Below are 2,706 nucleotides of genomic sequence, written 5' to 3' on the forward strand. Positions count from 1 at the left end.
TCACCCATTGATGTTTTTCTACACGAAGTGTCGCACTTGAATTGACAATTCATCATAATAAAACATTTTGTAGATTAATACCTCTACTGAAAGATATATATTGGAAAAAAATACTATAAATTCTTTTTAATGGATATTCCCCAGTCAAACATGTAAAGAAGTAAAGAATAAGGCGTGGGATTGTGATAAGTAAAACAGATGATCAATGGGAACCTTGAATTCTTATGGAGATTCATACGAAAGTGGCTGTTGTATATGGCATAATAAAAGTACAGAGTTTGGCAACCTAAAACTGCAGAACTAGGGTGCCAAAATAAATACAGAAAGACACTTGCCAACAAACCAATAATCCCTTACCGTAAAGTTGTCTAGACAAACGGATAGGGGGAAATGAAAGGATGTTGACAGTGTCTCAACAACAGTATATCAGACTCATGCGTGAAATTGAAGGGTGTAGTATTTCAGATATTGCCAATCGTACGAAAGTAAACTGGCGTACCGCTAAAAAGTATGCAGATTGTGATGATTGGAATATGAAAGTGGGTCCCAAGCAAAGAAAGTATCCAGTGATGGGTACTTATCAAGAGATTGTAGATACTTGGCTCATGGAAGATGCTTGTGTACCGAAAAAACAGAGACACACTGCCACACGGATTTATCAAAGGCTGGTAGATGAGCATCAATTCATAGGCAGTATACGTACCGTGAGCGATTTTGTGAAAAAAAGAAAAGAAGCTCTGGTACTGGAAGAAGCTCAGGCGTATCAAAAACTAGAGCATCCAGGCGGAGAGGCTCAGGTAGACTTTTGTACAGTACACGTTAGCAAGGAAGGGAAATTGCTTGAATATAAGCTATTGTTAGCTTCCTTTCCGTATAGCAATGCTGCCTTTGTATATCCCTTGCCCAAAGAAAATCAAGAATGCTTTTTAGAAGGACTTAAACAAGTATTTGAGCAAATGGGTGGTGTTCCTAAAAGAATTTGGTTCGACAATTTGTCAGCTGCTGTAATCGCCATCGAAAAAGAAGGAAAAAGACAATGCACCGATGGATTTATTCGCTTTTCAGCCCATTATCGCTTTGATGCGGTATTTTGCAACCCATATAGTGGGAATGAGAAAGGACATGTAGAAAATAAGTGCGGATACAGTAGAAGAAATTGGTGTGTGCCGATTCCCCTCTTTACAACGCATGAAGAATTCGCAACAGAACTTCTACAGCAAGCTGCTGATGATCAGAAACGTTTACACTATGAAAAAAAATTCTCATCGATGTATTATGGCAAAAAGAAAAGAACAAACTGCTTACATTGCCTGATCATCCTTATGATGTCTTTCGGTTAGATACAGGTAAAGTGAATCTATATGGTGAAGTCAGATTTGATAAAACCAATTTGCCACTTGTAGGGGCAAAGCCTGACGAAGAAGTCTTACTGAAAATATATTGGGATCATGTAGAAGTACTGAATAATCAGTATAAGTTATTAGTAAATATCCCACGTCCTTATACGTATAAGACGATAGAATTGCCTTGGATAGAGATCATAAAAGGTCTCAAGAGAAAACCCCGTAGTGTAACGCACTCTCGTTTCGTGATAATGATGCCTACTACCATTCAACATTTTATTCAAGTCGATGATCTAGGCCAAAGACAGCAGCGCCTTTCTCACCTATCAGAATGGTCAAAGGTCTATAGTTTAGATGAGATTGCAATTGCGCTGGAGAAAGAAACAAACTGGGAACATGAAGTTTTTAATGATCGTATGAGACAATGTCTGTATGCTCTACAGCATCCAGAACAATGCGAGACGGTCATGCTAGAACTATCAACTCCTACAGCAGCTCATGAGTATCAGCCAGATTTAACAGCGTATGATCGTCTGCATAATGGAGGAAAAACAGCATGAATCCAACACTTATTGAATTATGCCGTCAACTAAAATTACCGTATGTAGCTGAAACCGTTATGCAGAAAGCTAATCCAGAACTCACTGAGACGATCACAGAAATTCTTATGGCAGAAATCTACGGCAGACAACGGATGAAATTAAGTCGTCTTATGAGTAAGGCGAGTTTTCCACAAATCAAAACCTTCGAAAATTACTGCTTTGAAAATATTACATTTCCTACTAGTTCCAGTAAAGAAACTGTACGTGGTTTAAAATGGCTTGAGGATAAAGAAAATCTATTAATGCTTGGGGCCGTTGGTACCGGCAAAACCCATTTAGCGATTGCTATCGGTGTAGAAGCATGTCGACGGGAATATTCTGCGAAATTTTTTCGAGTAGCTGATTTAATAGCCATTTTGCAGCAAAAACATACAGAAGGATTATTGGTAAAGTTCCGTAGGGAGTTATTAAAATTTGATTTACTTATATTAGATGAATTAGGCTATGTCCCCTTTCATCAAACTGGCTCAGAACTGTTGTTTAATGTTATTGCTAATTGTTACGAAAGACAAAGCGTCATTGTGACTTCGAATTTAGACTTTGGACAGTGGAATACAATCTTTGGAGATACAAAGTTAACTGCTGCTATGGTAGACCGACTGATCCATCATGCACATATTTTAACATTTGCTGGTGAAAGTTATCGTCTACGCAATGCCTTGGGGAACTTAAAAAGTTAGATAAATATCGGCAAGTGTCCTATGTAGAGACTATCCCGAAATCTGTGTAAACCTCCAAGTTGGTGTAAAATAGAGACATCA

At 38.2% G+C, this 2,706-nt stretch carries 3 protein-coding genes; all 3 read left to right on the forward strand.

What is annotated here, in order from left to right:
• The first annotated feature begins 398 nt into the window (after nucleotides 1-398).
• From istA to istB, 3 genes are read left to right on the forward strand one after another with little or no spacing between them, the layout of a single operon-like run.
• Complete coding sequence (istA, locus tag LMF89_RS25085; RefSeq protein ID WP_229537538.1) at nucleotides 399-1,340, forward strand: IS21 family transposase; 942 nt, start codon at nucleotides 399-401, stop codon at nucleotides 1,338-1,340.
• An 11-nt stretch (nucleotides 1,341-1,351) separates the two neighbouring features.
• Nucleotides 1,352-1,903 (forward strand): hypothetical protein, encoded by a 552-nt coding sequence (locus tag LMF89_RS25090; RefSeq protein WP_229537539.1) that lies wholly within the window; start codon nucleotides 1,352-1,354, stop codon nucleotides 1,901-1,903.
• Nucleotides 1,900-2,625, forward strand: coding sequence for an IS21-like element helper ATPase IstB (gene istB / locus LMF89_RS25095; RefSeq protein ID WP_229537540.1), 726 nt, complete (start codon nucleotides 1,900-1,902; stop codon nucleotides 2,623-2,625). The genes LMF89_RS25090 and istB overlap by 4 nt, the downstream gene beginning before the upstream one ends.
• The last annotated feature ends 81 nt before the right edge of the window (nucleotides 2,626-2,706 follow it).

The organism is Pelosinus baikalensis (assembly GCF_020819555.1).
GTDB lineage: Bacteria > Bacillota > Negativicutes > DSM-13327 > DSM-13327 > Pelosinus > Pelosinus baikalensis.

Excerpts from the sequence above, each read along its gene's own strand:
- istA (WP_229537538.1), top strand. The coding sequence starts at position 399 with ATGTTGACAGTGTCTCAACAACAGTATATCAGACTCATGCGTGAAATT.
- istB (WP_229537540.1), top strand. The coding sequence starts at position 1,900 with ATGAATCCAACACTTATTGAATTATGCCGTCAACTAAAATTACCGTAT.